Origin of the sequence: Gordonia zhenghanii, from assembly GCF_021738965.1 — a bacterium.
Lineage (GTDB): Bacteria > Actinomycetota > Actinomycetes > Mycobacteriales > Mycobacteriaceae > Gordonia > Gordonia zhenghanii.
In genome coordinates, this window is the sequence record NZ_JAKKOQ010000007.1 from 109,197 (window position 1) to 127,678 (window position 18,482).

General features: G+C 64.8%; 18 protein-coding genes. 10 read left to right on the forward strand and 8 right to left on the reverse strand.

What is annotated here, in order from left to right:
- The 4 genes from guaB to L5G32_RS09225 all read left to right on the forward strand — a co-directional run bounded on the left by guaB (nt 1) and on the right by L5G32_RS09225 (nt 5,172).
- Nucleotides 1-1,512 (forward strand): IMP dehydrogenase, encoded by a 1,512-nt coding sequence (gene guaB / locus L5G32_RS09210; protein WP_237010741.1) that lies wholly within the window; start codon nt 1-3, stop codon nt 1,510-1,512.
- Nucleotides 1,513-1,568: 56 nt separating this feature from the next.
- On the forward strand, nt 1,569-2,735 hold the full coding sequence (locus tag L5G32_RS09215) for a GuaB3 family IMP dehydrogenase-related protein (protein WP_237010742.1): 1,167 nt from the start codon (nt 1,569-1,571) through the stop codon (nt 2,733-2,735).
- A 285-nt stretch (nt 2,736-3,020) separates the two neighbouring features.
- On the forward strand, nt 3,021-4,763 hold the full coding sequence (locus L5G32_RS09220) for a GMC family oxidoreductase (RefSeq protein WP_237010743.1): 1,743 nt from the start codon (nt 3,021-3,023) through the stop codon (nt 4,761-4,763).
- Between the two features lie 67 nt (nt 4,764-4,830).
- The gene (locus L5G32_RS09225) at nt 4,831-5,172 is read left to right on the forward strand and encodes a DUF1801 domain-containing protein (RefSeq protein ID WP_237010744.1); all 342 of its coding nucleotides are present in this window, start codon (nt 4,831-4,833) and stop codon (nt 5,170-5,172) included.
- 102 nt (nt 5,173-5,274) lie between these two features.
- Here L5G32_RS09225 and epsC read toward each other — a convergent pair whose 3' ends face one another.
- The 6 genes from epsC to L5G32_RS09255 form a co-directional block, all read right to left on the reverse strand.
- On the reverse strand, nt 5,275-5,853 hold the full coding sequence (epsC, locus tag L5G32_RS09230; RefSeq protein WP_237010745.1) for a serine O-acetyltransferase EpsC: 579 nt from the start codon (nt 5,851-5,853) through the stop codon (nt 5,275-5,277).
- The gene (gene cysK, locus L5G32_RS09235; protein WP_237010746.1) at nt 5,853-6,791 is read right to left on the reverse strand and encodes a cysteine synthase A; all 939 of its coding nucleotides are present in this window, start codon (nt 6,789-6,791) and stop codon (nt 5,853-5,855) included. The genes epsC and cysK overlap by 1 nt, the downstream gene beginning before the upstream one ends.
- Before the next feature lie 420 nt (nt 6,792-7,211).
- On the reverse strand, nt 7,212-7,808 hold the full coding sequence (locus L5G32_RS09240) for an energy-coupling factor transporter transmembrane component T family protein (RefSeq protein ID WP_237010747.1): 597 nt from the start codon (nt 7,806-7,808) through the stop codon (nt 7,212-7,214).
- 136 nt (nt 7,809-7,944) lie between these two features.
- The gene (locus L5G32_RS09245) at nt 7,945-8,631 is read right to left on the reverse strand and encodes an energy-coupling factor ABC transporter ATP-binding protein (RefSeq protein WP_237010748.1); all 687 of its coding nucleotides are present in this window, start codon (nt 8,629-8,631) and stop codon (nt 7,945-7,947) included.
- Nucleotides 8,624-9,235 (reverse strand): biotin transporter BioY, encoded by a 612-nt coding sequence (locus tag L5G32_RS09250; protein WP_237010749.1) that lies wholly within the window; start codon nt 9,233-9,235, stop codon nt 8,624-8,626. The genes L5G32_RS09245 and L5G32_RS09250 overlap by 8 nt, the downstream gene beginning before the upstream one ends.
- A gap of 87 nt (nt 9,236-9,322) precedes the next feature.
- Nucleotides 9,323-9,811 (reverse strand): hypothetical protein, encoded by a 489-nt coding sequence (locus L5G32_RS09255; RefSeq protein WP_237010750.1) that lies wholly within the window; start codon nt 9,809-9,811, stop codon nt 9,323-9,325.
- A 209-nt stretch (nt 9,812-10,020) separates the two neighbouring features.
- Here L5G32_RS09255 and L5G32_RS09260 point away from each other — a divergent pair, with 209 nt between their 5' ends.
- Nucleotides 10,021-10,170, forward strand: coding sequence for a hypothetical protein (locus L5G32_RS09260; protein ID WP_237010751.1), 150 nt, complete (start codon nt 10,021-10,023; stop codon nt 10,168-10,170).
- 94 nt (nt 10,171-10,264) lie between these two features.
- On the opposite strand, the gene L5G32_RS09265 is transcribed toward L5G32_RS09260, so the two are convergent.
- Nucleotides 10,265-10,831 (reverse strand): hypothetical protein, encoded by a 567-nt coding sequence (locus L5G32_RS09265; protein WP_237010752.1) that lies wholly within the window; start codon nt 10,829-10,831, stop codon nt 10,265-10,267.
- Between the two features lie 193 nt (nt 10,832-11,024).
- Between L5G32_RS09265 and L5G32_RS09270 the strand changes: the two genes are divergently transcribed.
- The 4 genes from L5G32_RS09270 to L5G32_RS09285 all read left to right on the forward strand — a co-directional run bounded on the left by L5G32_RS09270 (nt 11,025) and on the right by L5G32_RS09285 (nt 16,913).
- Nucleotides 11,025-12,224, forward strand: a complete 1,200-nt coding sequence (locus L5G32_RS09270; protein ID WP_237010753.1) for a YecA/YgfB family protein — start codon at nt 11,025-11,027, stop codon at nt 12,222-12,224.
- A gap of 146 nt (nt 12,225-12,370) precedes the next feature.
- Nucleotides 12,371-13,828 carry a serine/threonine-protein kinase gene (locus tag L5G32_RS09275; RefSeq protein WP_237010754.1) on the forward strand — a complete coding sequence of 486 codons (1,458 nt, stop codon included), beginning with the start codon at nt 12,371-12,373 and terminating at the stop codon, nt 13,826-13,828.
- Nucleotides 13,829-14,476: 648 nt separating this feature from the next.
- The gene (locus L5G32_RS09280; RefSeq protein ID WP_237010755.1) at nt 14,477-15,757 is read left to right on the forward strand and encodes a hypothetical protein; all 1,281 of its coding nucleotides are present in this window, start codon (nt 14,477-14,479) and stop codon (nt 15,755-15,757) included.
- A 664-nt stretch (nt 15,758-16,421) separates the two neighbouring features.
- The gene (locus L5G32_RS09285) at nt 16,422-16,913 is read left to right on the forward strand and encodes a peptide-methionine (S)-S-oxide reductase (protein ID WP_237010756.1); all 492 of its coding nucleotides are present in this window, start codon (nt 16,422-16,424) and stop codon (nt 16,911-16,913) included.
- Nucleotides 16,914-17,134: 221 nt separating this feature from the next.
- Here L5G32_RS09285 and L5G32_RS09290 read toward each other — a convergent pair whose 3' ends face one another.
- Entirely contained in the window at nt 17,135-17,437 is a 303-nt protein-coding gene (locus tag L5G32_RS09290) for a hypothetical protein (RefSeq protein WP_237010757.1), read from the reverse strand.
- Nucleotides 17,438-17,881: 444 nt separating this feature from the next.
- Here L5G32_RS09290 and L5G32_RS09295 point away from each other — a divergent pair, with 444 nt between their 5' ends.
- Nucleotides 17,882-18,400: a hypothetical protein gene (locus tag L5G32_RS09295; RefSeq protein WP_237010758.1), complete on the forward strand. Its 519-nt coding sequence runs from the start codon at nt 17,882-17,884 to the stop codon at nt 18,398-18,400.
- Nucleotides 18,401-18,482 lie beyond the last annotated feature (82 nt).

The window sequence follows — 18,482 nt, forward strand, 5'->3', positions numbered from 1 at the left end:
ATGACGCGCGTGAGCACTGGTGGAGACAACCCGACCAAAGTTGCGATGTTGGGACTGACGTTCGATGACGTCCTGCTGCTTCCGGCGGCGTCGGACATCGTCCCGAACGCGGTGAGCACCGAGTCGAAGCTGACTCGGGAGATCTCGCTTCGGGTGCCTCTGGTCTCGTCCGCGATGGACACGGTGACCGAGGCTCGGATGGCGATCGCGATGGCGCGAGCCGGCGGTATGGGCGTTCTGCACCGCAACCTGTCGATCGGCGATCAGGCTGCCGCCGTCGAGACCGTGAAGCGGTCGGAGGCGGGCATGGTGACCAACCCGGTCACGGCGCTGCCGACGGATTCGCTCGCCGAGGTCGACGCGAAGTGCGCGCGGTACCGGATCTCCGGTCTGCCCGTGGTCGACGAGGCCGGCGACCTGGTCGGCATCATCACGAACCGCGACATGCGGTTCGAGGTGGACCAGAACACTCCGGTGGTCGACGTGATGACGAAGGCTCCGCTGATCACCGCGCAGGAGGGCGTCTCGGCCGAGGCCGCGCTCGGTCTGCTGCGGCGTCACAAGATCGAAAAGCTGCCGATCGTCGACGGCGAAGGTCGTCTCACCGGTCTGATCACGGTCAAAGACTTCGTGAAGACCGAGCAGCACCCGTACGCCACCAAGGACAACGATGGCCGACTCCTCGTCGGCGCCGCAGTCGGTGCGGGCGAGGAGGCCTGGGCGCGGTCGATGGCGCTCGCCGACGCGGGAGCCGACGTCCTCGTCGTCGACAGCGCGCACGGCCACTCGCGCGGCGTCCTGGAGATGATCGCGAAGCTGAAGGCCGAGTTCGGCGGGCGCGTGCAGCTCGTCGGCGGCAACGTCGCCACCCGTGAGGGCGCGCAGGCTCTGATCGACGCCGGTGTGGACGCGGTCAAGGTCGGCGTCGGCCCGGGCTCGATCTGCACGACGCGCGTCGTCGCCGGTGTTGGAGCCCCGCAGATCACCGCGATCATGGAGGCCGCCGCAGCCGGCAAGGCCGCCGGTGTCCCGGTGATCGCCGACGGCGGTCTGCAGTACTCGGGCGACGTCGCGAAGGCGCTGGCCGCCGGTGCGTCGACGGCGATGCTCGGCTCGCTGCTCGCAGGCACCGCTGAGTCGCCGGGTGAGCTGATCCTGGTGAACGGCAAGCAGTTCAAGAGCTACCGCGGCATGGGATCGCTCGGTGCGATGCAGGGTCGCGGCCAGGGCAAGTCGTACTCCAAGGACCGCTACTTCCAGGACGACGTCCTCGCCGAAGACAAGCTGGTCCCGGAGGGCATCGAGGGACGCGTGCCGTTCCGCGGCCCGCTCGGCCAGGTGATCCACCAACTCGACGGCGGTCTCCGTGCCGCGATGGGCTACACCGGGTCGCGGACCATCGAGGAGCTGAATGAGGCGCAGTTCGTGCAGATCACGGCTGCCGGTCTCAAGGAGTCGCACCCGCACGACATCACATTGACGGCCGAGGCGCCCAACTATTACTCCCGCTAGCTTGCTGATCGGCATTCGCCGACCACTGGATTCACTCCCTAAGGAAGGGCGCTACGTTGCGTGACCTCGTCGAGTTCGGCATGGGCCGGACGGCTCGTCGTACTTATGAGCTGGAAGACATCTCGATCGTCCCGTCCCGTCGGACGCGGTCGTCGAAGAACGTCTCGACCTCATGGCAGATCGACGCCTACCGGTTCGATTCGCCGATCTTGAACCATCCGACGGACGCGCTCGGGTCGCCCGAGGCCGTCATCGAGATGGGGCGTCTGGGTGCGCTCGGTGTCCTCAACGGTGAAGGGCTGTGGGCTCGCCACGCGAACCCCGAGGAGAAGATCGCCGAACTCGTCGACATCGCCGAGAACGATCCGGATCCGGCAGCGGCCGTCCGTCACCTGCAGAAGCTGCACGCGGCGCCCGTCAATCCTGACCTATTGGCCCAGGTCGTCGCGCAGATCCGCGAGGCAGGCGTGACCACAGCGGTGCGCGTCAGCCCGCAGAACGCACCCGAGCTGGCTCCCGGCATCATCGCCGCCGGAGCCGAACTGCTCGTCGTGCACGGCACCATCATCTCCGCCGAGCACGTCGTCCTGGTGGACCGCGGAACCGACGACGGTCTCGTCGCCGAGCCGTTGAACCTGAAGACGTTCATCTCCGACCTCGACATCCCGGTGATCGCAGGCGCCGTCCACGACCACCGCACGGCGCTGCACCTGATGCGGACCGGTGCCGCAGGCGTGATCGTCGGCTACGGCTCGGCCGAAGGCGCCACCACGACCGGCGAGGTGCTCGGCATCGGTGTCCCGATGGCCACCGCGATCGCCGACGCCGCTGCCGCTCGCCGCGACTACCTGGACGAGACCGGCGGCCGCTACGTGCACGTCATCGCCGACGGCGACATCCACATGTCCGGCGACCTCGCCAAGGCCGTCGCCTGCGGCGCAGACGCTGCCGTTCTCGGCACCCCGCTCGCCACTGCAGCGTCGGCCCCGGGCCGCGGCTGGTACTGGCCGTCGGCTGCCGCGCACCCGAGCACGCCGCGCGGCGCGCTCCTCCAGGTGGCCGAGGAGTCCGAGCGCTCGTCGCTCGACGTCGTCCTCAACGGCCCGTCCGACGACCCCGACGGCCTCCTGAACTTCGTCGGCGGTCTCCGCCGTTCGATGGCCAAGGCCGGCTACTCCGACCTCAAGGAATTCCAAAAGGTCGGCCTGTCCGTCCGCGCATAGTCGAGCTTCGTCCTTCTTGCTGATCGAGCGGAGTCGAGATCCCTTCCTTTTTTGCTGATCGAGCGGAGTCGAGATCTCGAGCCCCCACACGTCGATCGAGCGGAGTCGAGATCCCTTCCGCGGTCTCGACTCCGCTCGACCAGCACGGGACGCTCCGCCCGACGAGCGAAACATAACGCCGTTGATCGAGCCTCCACCCCGTTGATCGAGCGGAGTCGAGATCCGCCCGAACTTAGCCCACACTAACTATCAATACTGTGACAATGGTCATTAGTATGCTCTCTTATGGAGCAGACTGATTTCGACGTTCTCATCATCGGATCCGGTTTCGGCGGCAGCGTCAGTGCATTGCGGCTGGTCGAGAAGGGGTACCGCGTCGGCGTGATCGAGGCGGGACGACGGTTCGAGGACGATCAGTTCGCCAAGACCAGCTGGCGTCTCAACAGGTGGTTCTGGGCTCCGAAGTTCGGTCTGTACGGGATCCAACGCATCCACGTGCTCAAGGACGTGCTGATCATGGCGGGCGCGGGCGTCGGCGGCGGTTCGCTCAACTACGCGAACACGCTGTACAAGCCGAGCACGCCGTTCTTCACGGACCCGCAGTGGAATCACATCACCGACTGGGACGCCGAGCTGTCGCCGCACTACGAGCAGGCTCGTCGCATGCTGGGCGTCGTCACCAACCCGACGTTCACCAACTCCGATGTGATCATCAAGGAAGTCGCCGAGGACATGGGTGTCGGCGACACGTTCGGACCCACTCCGGTCGGCGTCTTCTTCGGCGAGAAGACCGGCGGCCAGGGGAGCCCGGGCCAGACGGTCCCTGACCCGTACTTCGGCGGCGCAGGCCCGGACCGCACCGCGTGCACCGAGTGCGGCGCGTGCATGACCGGCTGTCGGGTGGGCGCCAAGAACACGTTGATGAAGAACTACCTCGGTCTCGCTGAGCGCAATGGGGCGCAGATCATCGACCGCACCACGGTCGACGGTCTCGTGCAGAAGGCCGACGGCTCGTGGACGGTCAGCACGCACGGCTCGTCGTCGTGGGGACCGTTCGGAGCGCGACGTCGGACGTTCACGGCCGGCCAGGTGATCGTTGCGGCGGGCACGTTCAACACGCAGAAGCTGATGCACGCGGCCAAGGGGTCGACGCTGCCGGACCTGTCGGACTCGCTCGGGGTGCTGACGCGCACCAACTCGGAGTCGATCATGGGCGCGATGGCGGCCAAGTACGACGCGAGCCGCGACTTCTCCGAGGGCGTCGCGATCACGTCGTCGTTTTATCCGCAGGAGGACACGCACGTCGAGCCGGTTCGTTACGGCAAGGGCTCCAATGCGATCGCGTACCTGCAGACGATGATGACCGAGGGCGGCAGCGTCCCGAACCGGGTCGGTCAGTTCCTCAAGGCGGTCATCAAGAACCCGTTGAATCTGGTCCGTCTCCTGTGGGTCCGTAAGTGGAGCCAGCGCACCGTCATCGCGTTGGTGATGCAGAACAGCAACAACTCGCTGACCACGTTTGTCCGCAAGCGCGGGCCGTTCAAGTACGTGACGAGCAAGCAGGGGCACGGCGAGCCGAACCCGACGTGGATCCCGAAGGGCAACGAGGCGACGGCGCGGATCGCGTCGAAGCTGCCGAACGGTCTGGCCGGCGGCACGTGGGGCGATGTCGTCAACATGCCGATGACAGCGCACTACCTCGGCGGCTGCGTGATCTCCGACAGTCCGGAGTCCGGCGTCATCGACCCGTACCACCGTGTGTGGAACTACCCGACGCTGCACGTCACGGATGGCGCCGCGATCACCGCGAACCTGGGTGTGAACCCGTCGCTGTCGATCTGCGCGCAGGCCGAGCGCGCCATCTCGATGTGGCCGAACAAGGGGCACGTCGACGCCCGCCCCGACCAGGGCGCCGACTACATTCGCGTCGCTCCGGTTCCCCCGGAGTCGCCCGTCGTCCCCGAAAGCGCTCCCGGTGCCCTGCGTCTCTCGATCACCCCGGTTTCGACTCCGCTCAACCAGCAGTAGCCGTTTGCAGTTGGTCGAGCGGAGTCGAAACCCCCGCCCCCAAACCCCGGCGACTATCGTTACGCCAATGAGTGGAGAGTGGCGTTCGGCGCGAGTCGAGCACATTAGAGGACTGATCGTGTCGGCTGAGCCGGAGATGGTCGAAGAGAGCAAGTGGCGTAAGCCGTCGAATCCCGATGGGGTGCCGACGTTCTCGCTCGACGGCCTCGTCTGCACGCTCGAGACCTACAAGGACAAGGTCAAGGTGACGTTCGCCAAGGGCGCGTCACTGCCCGACCCGGCGAAGGTCTTCAACGCGAGTCTCACGGCCCGTACGCGCCGTGCCGTGGACGTGAAGGAGAACGACGTCCTCGACGACGACGCGTTCATGAACTTGATCCGCGCCGCGGTCGCGGTGAACCGGGAGTAGTCGACACAACTCTCACGTATGCGGCCGCTGAGGCCGTGATTCGGCATCGAATGGCTGGATACGTGAGAGTTGTGACGTTGTGACCAGGCCTCGCCGTTGGCCTCAGATATACAGCGCCGGATCCGCGTACGGGTCCGTCGTCGACGCTCCGGGCTTGGACGTGGCGGCCAGTCCGACCGCGACGTGCCCTGGTTCGACGTCGCGCACGACGACGGCATTCGCGCCGACCTTCGCGTCGTCGCCGAGGACGATCGGCCCGAGGACTTTCGCGCCTGCGCCGATGAGGACGCGGTCGCCGACGGTGGGGTGGCGCTTGCCTTTGCTCATGCTGACTCCGCCCAGGGTGGAGCCGTGGAACATGACGACGTCTTCGCCGATCACAGTGGTCTCGCCGATGACGACGCCCATCCCGTGGTCGATGAACATGCGACGGCCGATCTGCGCACCGGGGTGGATCTCGACGCCGGTGAGGAACCGCGAGAACTGCGACAGGAGCCGGGCGGGCAAGCGGAGAACGCCGCCGGCCTCCCACATGCGGTGCGACACCCGGTGCACCCAGAGGGCGTGAACACCGGGGTAGGCGAGCGCGATCTCGATGATCGATCGCGCCGCAGGATCCCGCTCCTGAGCGACCTGCAGGTCTTCACGCAGGTCGCTCAGGAGGCGGGACAGGGCGGACATCAGTCGACCAGGCCTTCGAAGAGCGCGGTGGACAGGTAGCGCTCGCCGAAGTCGGGGAGCACGACGACGATCGTCTTGCCTGCGAACTCGGGGCGCTTGGCCACCTGGACGGCTGCCGACAGTGCTGCACCGGACGAGATGCCGACGAGCAGGCCTTCTTCAGTGGCTGCGCGGCGCGCCCACGTGAGCGACTCGTCGATGTTGATGTCGATGACCTCGTCGTAGACGTCGCGGTCGAGGACGTCGGGCACGAAGTTGGCGCCGAGTCCCTGGATCTTGTGGGGGCCGGGCTTGCCGCCGTTGAGGATCGCCGACTCTTCGGGCTCGACGGCGAAGATCTTCACCTCGGGCTTGCGCTCCTTGAGGACCTGGCCGATGCCGGTGACGGTGCCGCCGGTGCCGATGCCCGCGACGACGGCGTCGACGTTGCCGTCGGTGTCGTTCCAGATCTCTTCGGCGGTGGTCTTGCGGTGGATCTCGGCGTTGGCCGGGTTCGCGAACTGGCGGGCCAGGACGGCGCCGGGGCGCTCGGCGGCGACCTGCTCGGCGGCTTTCACAGCGCCGGCCATGCCGTCGGCGGGGGCGGTCAGGATGAGCTCGGCGCCGAACGCGCGGAGCAGTGCGCGACGCTCCTTGGACATCGACTCGGGCATCGTCAGGACGACGTTGTAGCCGCGGGCTGCGCCGACCATTGCGAGCGCGATGCCGGTGTTGCCGCTGGTGGCCTCGACGACGGTGCCGCCTGCAGGGAGTTCACCGGAGGCTTCGGCGGCGTCGATGATGGCGACACCGATGCGGTCCTTCACCGAGTTGGTGGGGTTGTAGTACTCGAGCTTGGCGAGAACGGTGGCTTCTGCGCCGTCGGTGATCCGGTTGAGGCGGACCAGCGGGGTCCGTCCGATCAGCGCGGTTGCATCGTCGAAAACGTTGGCAGACATGGGAACTCCTATGTTGCTGGAATGTGGTGAAGAGGCCGCGAGACGATTCTCGCGAGAGTTGGGGGAGGGCTCATGAGCGCCGGGCGTGCCGTGCCGACGAGTCGACGCGGCACCGTTGCGGCCGGGCGCTCTATCGACAGTGATCGGTGAGCAGATGAACCGTGTGTGCGAACAGAGCGAGGGACAGGTGACGACTGATGTCCACCACGTCCTCCTCTACATCCTCGGTCCGTCGGCTGATGAAACAGCCGCTGTCTATCTTAATCCCATCGGAGACTCCGCGTTCCCCGCCGCCCCACCCGCTTCTTTTCGCCGGTCGAGCTCTCCGCATGCTGGTCGAGCGGAGTCGAGACCCGAGACCCCTACCGCCACGCTCAACGAGCAAACCCTCGAAGCTATTCCCGCCGAGCGGAGCCGCCGTCAATCCAACCCGCGCGCCGCCAGTGTCTCGGCGAAGCCGTCTGCGGTGTCGAGCGTCGCGAGGATGGCGGGCGCGAACAGCACGCGAGGTCCCGGCCGTAACCCGCGTGCGCGACGCGCCTCGTCGACCTGGTTGAACACTTCGGCGATCAGCGGGATGCTCCGGATGGTCAGCGCGAAGGTCATGGCGATGAGGTCGGTGCGGACGCCGAGTCGGGCGAGCGGGGAGAGCGCTGTGTTGAGTGCGGACAGCATGTCGGCGGTCCGGGTGGTCAGCGTGACGACGGCGGCGAGGCAGACCGATGCCAGCAGGATCGAGCAGACGACGACGGCGTTGCGCCAGTCGGACAGGATCCATTGCAGGACGAACAGTGCGACGAGGATCCACACGACCCCGCGGATCTGCGCCCACACCAGCTTGACCGGCACCCACGCGATCGCGAACGCGACGATCGCCGATCCGACCGCGATCCCTGCCGCCATCGGGGTCCGCACAACGAATGTCATCGTGATGATCGACGCCGCGAGCAACACGAACTTCAGTCCGGCTGGCAGTCGGTGAAGCAGTGAGCTCCCCGGTACGTACACGCCGATCACGAGACTCTGTCCCTATCCAGCAGCCGACGCCCCGCTAGCTGACTGCCCTGTAGCTGGTTGAGTAAGCGGGGGAGCGAAGCGGAGGAGCGCATCGAAACCCCTCGCACGGCACAGCGCTCCACAGCCACTCGAACACTCACGCCATCGCCCGCCGATAGAACTCCAACGCCGCGCTCGGTTCGTCATCGGCGACGACCCGCCCGTCGTCCATGACGAGTACGCGGTCGAAATCGCTCAGGAAATCCAAGTCGTGCGACAGCACGACCAACTGCTCGTCCAACGCGGCGAACGTCTCGCGGAGCATCAGCGAGTTCCGTAGATCCAGCATGGTCGTCGGTTCGTCGGCGACGAGAATCGACGGTCCGAGCACCATCACCGACGCCAACGCGAGTAACTGCTTCTGCCCGCCGGACAGTTGGTGCGCGGGTTGGTCGGCGTGGCCGTCGAGCCCGAACTCCGACAGCACCGACAGCGCCCGCGTCTTCCGCTCGGCCTTGTCTTTGATGGTCCGGGACAGCGACAGTTCGATGTCCTCGGCGACGGTCGGCATGATGATCTGCCGGTCGGGGTCGCTGAAGATGAAACCGACGTCGCGTCGCACGGCGCGCTTGTTCTTGCGGACGTCGAGCCCGTTGACGGTCACCGTCCCGCGGTCGGGGAGGATCAGCCCGTTGATCATGCGGGCCAACGTCGACTTTCCCGATCCGTTGGCTCCGACCACTCCGATGCGTCGTTGGGTCAGGTCCAGCGAGATGCCGTGCAGGACGGCGCGGTCGCCGAAGCTGTGGGCGACGTCGTCGAAGACGATCGACGTCTCAGGCATGTCTGCGGCGGCCGAGGGGAGTGATGAGTCCGGGTCGGCCGCGGTGGACGGGGGCCGCGATGAGTGCGGCGACGACGGCCTTGGCGATGTCGCCGGCGACGAACGGTCCGTTGGTGGCGAGGGCGGCGCCGAGTGACATGTCGGCTTTGATCATCAGGCCGACGGTGCCGCACGCGTACAGCACGGCCATGCCGCCGATGAGGTTGATGACGATGCCGAGCACGATGTTGTACTTGGGCATCATCGTCGCGGTGAGCACGCCGATCACGATGACGGCGGGCAGGAATCCGACGAAGAATCCGGCGGTCGGCGCGTTCAGCGACACGAGTCCGGTGCGCCCGCCCGACAGGATCGGCAGGCCGGCGATCGCCAGCACCATGAAGATGACGACGGCGAGCGTGCCCTTCTTCGGCCCGAGGACCGCACCGGCCAGCATGACGCCCAAGCTCTGCAGCGTGATGGGGACTCCCGCGGACAGGTTGATCGCGGGGGTGAGTCCGAGGACCGCGATGAGCGCCGCGAACACGGCGCCCTGCACGAGGTCGGCGAGCGAGAGCGCCCACGGGCGGGCAGCGGGCGCTGTGCCCTTGGCGAGGTTGGTCACCTGGTCATCGTATTTCGTCGGGAGCGTGGTGTGTCCACCGGGCCTGTACGACGTACAGGGGTGAGGCAGAACAAGCTGACCGAGCGACTACGTCTCGATCGCGGCCGCCACGGCGCGAGCGCGCGTGATGATCGCGTCCACGTCGGCATCGTCGAACGTGTACAGCGGGTCGAGGACTAATGGCGGCAACCCGACCGACGCCGCCGCGTCGCCGAGTGCTCCGCGGATGTAGCCGAGTGCGACCTCCATTGCCCACCCGCGGAGCATGCCTGCGAGTTCAGCATCGGTCGGCGGATGTTGCCGCGTGAAGTCGAAGCGGACCTCTACATCCTGAACGGTCGTGAGTTGGTCGTCGTTCACGTGCGCGGCGACGCGGAGGCTCACGACGTGCATGTCAGGTGTGGCTTCAACGAGGACCCGAGCGGCCAAGCGTGAAGCGTGCCCCACCTCGTCTGATTCGCTCGAGACTTCCACGAGAAAGGGTGCGTCGGAGTTGTCGATGTCGGACCACTTACGGAGGACCGCTCGTTGATGCCATCGCATTGACGTCTGCGACAGCGTGTCTTTCAGCTTCATTGCGCGATGCGGGTCGACGTCTGCCCCCAGACGTCGGTGTCCGAATATGCGGTCTGAACTGATCTGATTGGACTGTCGGACGGTCGATGAACGGTGGAGTCGAACGATACGAAATGGTGGTAGCGGATGCCGGCCGACGCGGCGTAACGACGGATTGTCGATAGCTTGGGGTCGTTCCCAGGCTGTTCGAACTGGCTCACCGCAGTCTTATGTCGTCCCCACGCGGCAGCGAGGTCTGCCTGTGTCAGCCCGGATGCCGCACGATGTGCGACGAGGCCCTCGAGGAATTTGGCATCCTGTGCGGCGAGATGGCTCGCAAGATCCTCTGCGGCATCGAGGTCGGCCTCGTCTACGAGTGACATTGCATCGTCGAAACTGGACATGATGTCGAGCTTAACCTCTACCTACCTTCGGTTGGTAGTCAATTGGTCAGGCGAATGAGGATTCACACATTCAAGGAGACATCCGGCGATGTATTGCGGTGATGTCCGCGTCGTAGGCGGTGATGTAAGCGCTTGCGGAGCGGTCCGCTTCGGCGATGTGGGTGTTCTGGATTGCGGCCCAGTCGTCGGAGGCTGACTGGTCGGGTTTGAACGCGGCGAACGACCAGACGAGCGAGCCAGGCCAGACCCTAGGGGCCGCGAAGTATGCCCGATGGTGCAGTCGCCAGACATCGCAGCCTTGTCTCGGCTGACGTAGTTCGCCGATCGATTGGGTCGTCCGACGCTCGCCGACAGGGAAGGACCATTCGTTTCCTCGTGCAACTCGGTTGTCCGGACCTTCGATGTGGTCGGCGCGGGCCTTTTCTACTAGTCGAAGGAGATCGGCCTTCGCTGAATGGAGTGCGCGGAGTCGGGCCCGGATCTGCGGCTCGGTCAGGGGCGGAGCGTCAGGGTCATCGAGGTACTCCCACATGTCCCGGACATACGACCCGCAAGAATCGACCCACTCGGGTGTCTCATGGTGCTCGGTACTGCCGCCGACCGCGGCGCGCCACGCACTCGTGTCGCCTTCGCTCATTGAACCCTCCTGGCCGAACCAAGTGGTGCGGTTGTCGGTCCGAGTCCGGCTGCGCACGTTTGCTGGATTTGGGGGGACTGTACGTGTCGGTACCGACAAATCCGTCCACACCACCGACTGTCGCGTCGGGTGAAGCCGGGTCCCCGTGCTCCGAGCTCCCACCGTCACCCCATCACCTTGGTACGGTCTCGGAATGTCTGATGAACAGGACGTCGAGTACGAGTCGCGCGGTGCGAATGCACTCTTCGAGGTGGCGCAAGCACCGATCGAGGAGCACGTCGACATGGTGAACGCGGTACTCGCCGAGGACGACACGACATTCGACGATCTGCTCTCGGTGGACGCCTTCACTGTCGTGCTGGAGCAGATGTACTTCCTGGCGAATGTCACGCCGGAGGGCGGCGACGTCGCGATACCCGACTGGAGCGGCGCCGCTGTTCAGGTCCGGTCGGCGGCGAAGGCAGTCAGTCGGGCTGTGCCGCGGACTCGTGTGGTCACGGTGCCGATCGCCGCGTTGGCGACGATTGCGACCGGCGACTTGGACGAGGCGGACAGCCTCCTGCAGGACGCGGTGCGTCGTGATGACTCGATGGTGGCAGTCCGTCCGCTCGCACTGCTTACGGCGGTGCGCGGCGACTACGAAATGGCGCGGTCGTTCCTGGCGGACCTGCCGGACCCGCAGCAGGATCCGCTGTTCATGATGCTGACGTGGGCGACCGCCGAATCGGGTCCGGAGCCGGGCCGCAACGAGCCGTGCTGGTGTGGGTCGGGCCGCAAGTACAAGGTGTGTCACCGCGGTCAGAAGCTGATCTCCCCGTCGCTGAAGAACTGGATTCTGCTCCTTGTAGTTACGGAGTTCCTGGAGCTCACGCCGTTCGCTCTGGTCATCGAGGGCCTCGAATCGATTCGCGAGGACGTCCTCGGCGAGGAGGCGATGGACGGCCTCGATCGCGTCACCGGTGTCGACCTCGCGTTGTTCGAGGGCGGTGGGATAGCCAGGTTCATCAACATGACACATCAGGTCCTTCCGGTCGAGGACGCGCTCCTGTTGGAGGCGTGGCAGGGCTCGGGCAGGTCGGTGTTCGAGGTCGAATCGGTGACCGCGGGCGCAGGCATGTCGGTGCGCGACATCCGGACCGATGAACGGTTCGACGTCCTCGAAGAGAACATCTCGCTCACCGCGCACGTGGGCATGTTCGTGTGCACGCGGGTGGTCTCGGCGGGCGATGTGTACGTCATGCACGGCGGTATCGAAGAAATCGAGCCGAGCAAGCGGGTGGCCGTCATCGACGAGATCGACGGCGACGCCGATCCGTTCGTACTCGTCGACATGCTGAACGAGCCGTACTCGTTGACGGGTGGCCTGGACTTAGATCTCGACGGAAGCCGCTGAGTGGAGTCGTGACGAGGTCACGTCAGGAAATGGAAACGCGGCGTTCAGCAGTGGTGGGCGCTCGTCAGCGAGACGTCGCACGCCGACCGTGTCGTACCTTCAGCCGACGCGCCAGGTGGGCGTGATCGACGTGGCAAACTGACGCGGTGGAGTTCACGGAGATCGCCGGATATCGCGTCATTCGCCAGCTCGGCGCCGGTGGCATGGGACAGGTGTTCCTGGTGGAGCATCCGCGACTGCCGCGCCAGGACGCGTTGAAGCTGCTCGACGCCGGGGTATCGCGCAGCGAGGACTTCAAGGCTCGGTTCCAGCGCGAGGCGGACATGCTCGCGCAGCTCAGCCATCCGAACATCGTCAGCCTGTACGACCGCGGCGAGATCGACGGCCGACTGTGGATCACGATGGAGTACGTCGCGGGCACCGACGCCGCGCAACTCCTCGAAGACCACGGACCGCTCGATCGGGAGCTGGCTCTCAGCCTGGCCAGCGGAGCGGGTGCCGCGCTCGACTACGCGTGGCGCAAACGTCAGGTGACGCATTGCGACGTGAAGCCCGCCAACATTCTGGTCGGAGTCGACGGTGCAGACGATCAGACCCATATCGAGTCGGTGAAGTTGGCCGATTTCGGCATCGCGAAGGCAGCGGGTGAGGCGACGTCTCTGACCTCGACGGGGATGACCGTCGGGACGATGCAATATGTCTCGCCCGAGGCGATCGAGGGGCACGACCTGGATAACCGAGCCGACATCTATTCGCTCGGTTGCACGGCGTTCCACCTCCTCACCGGACGTCCGCCGTATGCGGGGACATCGGTCACCGCGCTCCTGTCGGCTCACCTCAGCCACGAGCCGCCGCGAGTCAGCGACGTGCTGCCGGACATGTCGACGGCCGTCGACGCAGTGTTCGCGACGGTGCTGGCGAAGAACCCCGCTGATCGCTACGGTTCGTGCGGGGAGTTCGTGCAGGCGTTGGGCGACGCTCTCGGCAACCGCGTCGACCCGGCGTTCGCGCAGACAATGACCGCGCCGTCGCAGCGGATGCCCGCGGCGTCTGGCATTCCGCTGGCGATGGACGGGGTGATCGTCGATCCGTCGAAGAAGCGACGTCGGACGACTGCCGCCATAGTGGCCGCGGCTGCCGCTGTTCTCGTCGCAGGCGCGGCGGCCCTTGGCGTACTCGTCGCCACGAGCGATGACGGCGGTCCCGGAACAGACCCCGCGACAGCGGTCGCGGAGTCGACGAGGACGGTGCCGACCTCGACATCGTCGACGCGGACATCGACGCCTGACCCGACGGAGGCGGATGTCGTAGTCCCAGAGACGACGTGGACCCCGGAGGAGACCGTGCCGACCACCACGGTCGAGGTTGTGCCGTACGAGGGCATGCCTTGCGGGCCTGACGAATTCGGAAGTACGTCTGCTGACGGGACCTTGGCGTGCAGTGGCATGGATGGGGCGTGGCGAGACACGACCCATCAGAGTCGGGATGCGGTGCAGTTGGGTACGTCGTGCTCTGAGCCTGGAGCACGTGGCCGGGTGATTGCGTCCGACCAGCTCGCCACGTGCAGTGCAGATTCTTCAGGCGGCTATTCATGGCAGCCATGAATCCTGTGGCGGTCACGGCGCAGTTCACGCTCTGACGATGCCAGTTCTCACCCAACCTGTGTGGCGGAGTACTCGAGTGCGAAGTTGTCGGGGTCGCTGAACGAGATCCATTCGTCGAGTTCGCCTTTCCCGAGGACTCGTACGACCTGCCCGTCGACCCAGTGACGAGGTACGGCGATCGATTCAGGGTGCGGTGGTCGGGCGAACGTCGACGCAACATGCTTCATCCGGCGTTGCTCTGGATAATCGTTGAAGCAGATTGTGCATTCCGGCCGCGCTAAGCGGGCACTGTTTGGTGAATGGGTCAGTAGTCAGATTTAGGCGGAAATACCGGGTGCTCCGCATCGCGAAAGAGGAAGGGTCGGATTCACCGGGCAGGTCGTTCCTCGATCGCATTAGCGGGACGGGCGATTCATGATTCCACCTGCCGTTGACAGAGGTCGGCACAGTCCTGGTTCAGCACAATGGCTTGATTAAGCCAGCCAACACGTGCGTCGCGCTCCTCTCGTAGTTGCTTCAACTTTGCCCAACGGAGAATGTCGTAGCTGACCGTTAGCCTTCTGCTAACGGATGACAGTCCGTCTTTTGATCGCCCCGGTCGTCACGGCGGGGGCTCGACGTCTGGGAGTGAAAATGTGTAGAGCGCAGATGGTTCTTGTGGCCCTGGCGGTTGGGGCGCTCGGGTTATTCGGCCGCAGAGCGTCGGTTCAGCCCCCCGCACCAGTAAGGCAGCCGACCGACGATGCGATTGCCCTGGCCAGCGATGCAAGGCGCCACCTGATTGAGCGTGCTAAGTCGCGACTGATCACTCAACTCGTTTTCCTGCCGTTCTTCGTGGTGTGTATCGGCTTTCTTGCCTGGTTGTTTGGACACCCGGGGCAGAGGGTCTCGCCCGTCACTCCTCAGAGGTGGATGCCGGACGTTCAACGTCAACTCGATGGAGCGATATCGCCTGAAATGTCGCGAAATTGGGCCATCGCGGCCTTGGCTCTGTCGGCGACACTGTGTGTGGCCCTTGCTTCGAGAAGCCATGCGAGCTCGACGATTCTCGGTCAAGCGGCAGCGGGGCTATGGCGTCAGTATGTGGACGGAATGACCCTTCTGCTGTCCTGCTCGACTGCGACCGTCGCTGCAGCGGGATGGCTGAGCGTTTCAGACAGATCAGATATTGGAACGATGACGTTAACCACATTAGCCACGATCGCGATAGTCGGCTTGTCTAGCATGCCCACTGACGACTCAAACCCAGTGTGGCGGTGGGGCCAAATTGCGGGACTTCAAGCGGACAAGGCGAAACTCACAAGCCGGCGGTCAACGCTCGTTGAAAAGGGTGTTCCCACGGTGAGAGCCGGGAGTAGGTTGTCTCTGGTAGGTAACTACTTCTCCCGAACGTTCGTAATCGCTGGCGGCGTGGTGACCGCGACTGCCATTTGCGTGCCGCTGGTGCGGTCTGCCGAGGGGCTGCCGACTATCGATGCTTCTAGCTGGAGTCTGTTCGTGCCTGTGATTCTCGTGCCACTCTATACTGCGTATATGGGATACGGTGCGATCACTTTGTGGTCGACTTACCGTGTGAAGCGTTGGCGATTGTATTTCTGTGGCGGGGTGGCGCTTCCCATGATTTTCTGGGGCTCGGTATCGGTGGGCACTGTCGTTGCGGCGGGTGTCGAGCGCGGGATTGTCTTTGGCGCGTTCTTGGCGTTGTACCTAGTGGGCGTGCCCGCGGTTCTGGCCGTGCTGCTGCGGTTGTCTCGGGCGTCTTTACGCCGGACGAGTTGGATCTACCGCTTTGCGCGCTGGTTAGCCTTGCCGATCTGGTCGCGGGTACATCAGAGGTTGGACCGACGGGATCGGCTGATCGAGGCTGACATTGCGCTTTCGTATGAAGCTCGCTGGCACATCAGCCCAGATGAAATCGGTTTGGCGTAGCCAAGATCGGGGATGCTTTCGAGAGGCTGTGGAGCTGTCATGCTGGGTTGTGTACCTATCCGTGGTCACCAGCTTGAATCGCCCCGGGAGCAACGTCTACGGCAGCAAGGCGTCGGCCCGCGATGTCGCCGGGAATGCCGATCGTGAGGACCGCGTCGAGAGCGAACGGATGTCCTCGCTGAGCGGTGTTGTACGGAGCCCACGCGTCTTGCACCGTCTCCAAGACGTCCGAGCATTTGTGTTGCAACCGCGAGCAGTCGCGGGCGGCCGTTCGCTCTCGAAATTCTCTGTCAGCAACGGATTCACCTTCTGGGGGAGACATCGAAGCGTCTGATCATCCTGTTCGGTGCGACCGGATACACGGATCGCTCGCGATCTCAGATGACGCGGAGATTGCCCTCGTCGGACGCAGCTGCTCGTGTGCTGTCGGAGATCGTGCTGGACGTGCCGGGGTCGGGCTGGGCTTGAATCCCGTGAGGCAGATCTTTGCGACACGAGACAGCACGACGGCCAGCGAACGTGGCCATCGGCGGCCTTGGGAGCAGAAGAGTTGGTCCGCCTCGGCGAGGAGATCAGATTCGCTCGGGTTTGACTGAGTTCTGAAACTGCGGACGTCAGTTGGGCCACGCCGTGATTCTCGGCGCTCCCCGATACCATCGGCCCCATGGATGTCGACGGCAGCAGCGAGGAGATCTATTTCGCGGGCGGCTGCCTCTGGGGAGTCCAAGCGTTCATCGCGACGCTGTCGGGAGTGACTTTCACCGAGGCGGGGCGAGCCAACGGCACTAGCGAGTCAACCGACAGCGAATACGACGGGTATGCCGAGTGTGTGCGCACGCGGTTCGATCCGACTGTGGTGAGCGTCGAGCAGCTGATGGCGTACTTCTTCGAGATCATCGATCCGTACAGCGTGAATAGGCAGGGCCCGGACATCGGTCAGAAGTATCGCACCGGCGTGTACTCCGTCAGCCCGTCCCACCTCGATCAGGCACGAGCGTTCATCGCTGCGCGAGACGACGCAGATCGGGTCGCGGTGGAGGTGGTTCCACTCGCCAATTATGTGCGAAGTGCAGAGGAGCATCAGGATCGGCTCGCGCGTTTTCCCGACGACTCCTGCCACCTCGGCACGGAAGTACTGACTAAGTACATCGGCTGATCCCGGGCAAAGCGAACTAGGACCGCGATAAGAACCTCTTCCCCGTTTGAGCAGGGGACGGCGCTGAACGGATAGCGTCGCACTGACCGACGAGCTAGACGGGCTGGCGAACAGGCCGGGTACGGCGTCGGACGAGGCGGGGGAGCGCGTCGCCTAGTGGTTCGGCGAAACGCGGTTGGGCACGCCCGTTTCGGGGCGTTTCGCCACCATAAATCGGCCACTTAGCCACCGTAGGTAGTTTCGATGACCTGCGTGACTTCCGCCGTGATGACGGCGTCGCTGGAAGCGGTTCTGACAGAGAGACTCTCGTCGATCGTCGCCCGCATGCCCGTCATTGTGAAACGGTCAAGAATGGGCTCTTCGCCGCCCTGAATCTCGTACAGCACTTTGAATGATCGACCCTCCAGCGTTGCGGACATGCCGTCGAAAGTAGGAGAAAGCGAGATCGTCACGAGGCACCCCGCCGAACCGAAGCACTTCTTTTCCTCAGTCAGAACCGAGAGCGTGAAGTCTGAAGCGGTCACGGGCATCGCGTAGGGCGTTGTTTCTGTCGTCTCCGCTGTCGTTGTTTCGTCGGCCTCTGCAGCTGGTTTAGGGTCCGCGACCCTCTGTGACCCGAAACCGTATCCGACAGGCACCTCGCGGAATTGCCTATTTCTCACACTGAAGGATGAGGACCTCGCTCAGACGCTCGGGATGCTTAAGTGTTGGTCGGACGGCTGGGTAGAGCCTGTCGTCGCGACACCAGAGCCGAGGCACATTGCGGCGCAACAGTTGCTCGCTGCCGTGCTACAGACACGCCGTCTGCCGCTCGCTGGCTGGCAGAACCAGTGGGGCACGCTGAACCTCTTCGGGGACGACGGACCCCGGATCGTGGAACACCTCCTCTCGGAGGGTTTTCTCGATCAGGACGGGGGAGCGCCTTCATCGGACTTGAGGCCGAGAAGCACTTCGGCCGGCGGCACTTCATGGAATTGCTGGCGGTCTTTACGGCAGCCCCGGAGTTCACCGTGCTCGCAGGACGGAACGAGGTCGGTAAGATCGACGTCGGGCTACTCACCGACGACGTCGAAGGCCCGCGGGTCCTGCTGCTCGGCGGACGGTCGTGGATGGTGACGCACATCGATTGGAAGCGGCGGCACGCATTCGTAGAGTCGACGGACATTGCGGGTATCGCACGGTGGCAGTCGATCCCCGACGGCGTCTCGTTCGAGATCGCCAGGGGGGCGCGTGATGTGTTGCTTGGCGCCGTTCCCGAAGGTGTGACGTTGACGAAGCGTGCAGCAGAAGCGATTGCGGCGTATCGCGCGCAACGTAGCCCCGATGTGGTTGCTGACGCGCTGGTCGTGCGACGTGATGACAAGGGAGATTGGCACTGGTGGACCTGGGCGGGAGCGAAGGCCAACCGGACCCTTGGCTGCGTGGCTGCCCGAGCTGGTGCCGCCGCGACAACGGATCGGTGCGGAATCGATCCGGCTTCACCGTGACCTGACGCGTGACGAGATTCGGTCGGCGATCAAGGCGGTGTTGGAGAGTGACAGGCGACCCGCGCCGACCGTGGACTCTCGC